The 605-nt window shown below is 33.4% G+C and carries 1 protein-coding gene; it reads right to left on the reverse strand.

Going from position 1 to position 605, the window contains the following annotated elements; genetic code table 11:
* Positions 1 to 98: 98 nt before the first annotated feature.
* A complete protein-coding gene (locus A5819_RS18830) occupies positions 99 to 572 on the reverse strand; it encodes a recombinase family protein (RefSeq protein ID WP_086353112.1) in 474 nt (157 codons plus the stop codon).
* Between the last annotated feature and the right edge of the window lie 33 nt (positions 573 to 605).

The raw sequence follows: 605 nt of genomic DNA on the forward strand, positions 1-605 counted from the left end.
CGCCCTTTATTATATCTTCTATTGAAAAATTTATTAGACTTAATATTTTTGATCAACTTCAGCACTAGTACCCTCCCTAATAACTTTTGAAAACAGGTTTAATTCTCTTTATACTTTTTTTCTATCCCATAAATCGTAGGTCGAGAAATTCCTGTTTTTCTAGAAATTTCTGTCTTGGATACTCCTTTCTCCAACAGCTCAACAACTTTTAAATAAACAAGTTTTTTTTGTGGATCTTTTGTATCTTTTGTATATATTACAGGTTTTCCTTTATACACACCGTTCTTCTTTGCAATTTCTATCCCTTGACGTTGCCGCTCTCTGATCGATCGCCGTTCACTTTCTGCCTGATACTTATATAACTCAAGAATTAAATTATTAAGTAGTTGCCGTAAGTTTTCATCTTTGATATCCTTAAAAGAAGGTAGGTTTAGAATCTCAACCGTTACACCGTTGGTTCTCAATAAATCCATTGTTTCCGTAAGCTCTTTATTATTCCTGCCTAATCGATCTAATTCGGTTCTCTTATACACATCTAGATGTGTATAAGAGACAGCTCCTCTCCTATTCACTTTGACAAGTTAACGAACAAACGAACAACAAAA

The sequence above is a fragment of the Enterococcus sp. 7E2_DIV0204 genome, assembly GCF_002140855.1.
Classification (GTDB): domain Bacteria; phylum Bacillota; class Bacilli; order Lactobacillales; family Enterococcaceae; genus Enterococcus_L; species Enterococcus_L lemimoniae.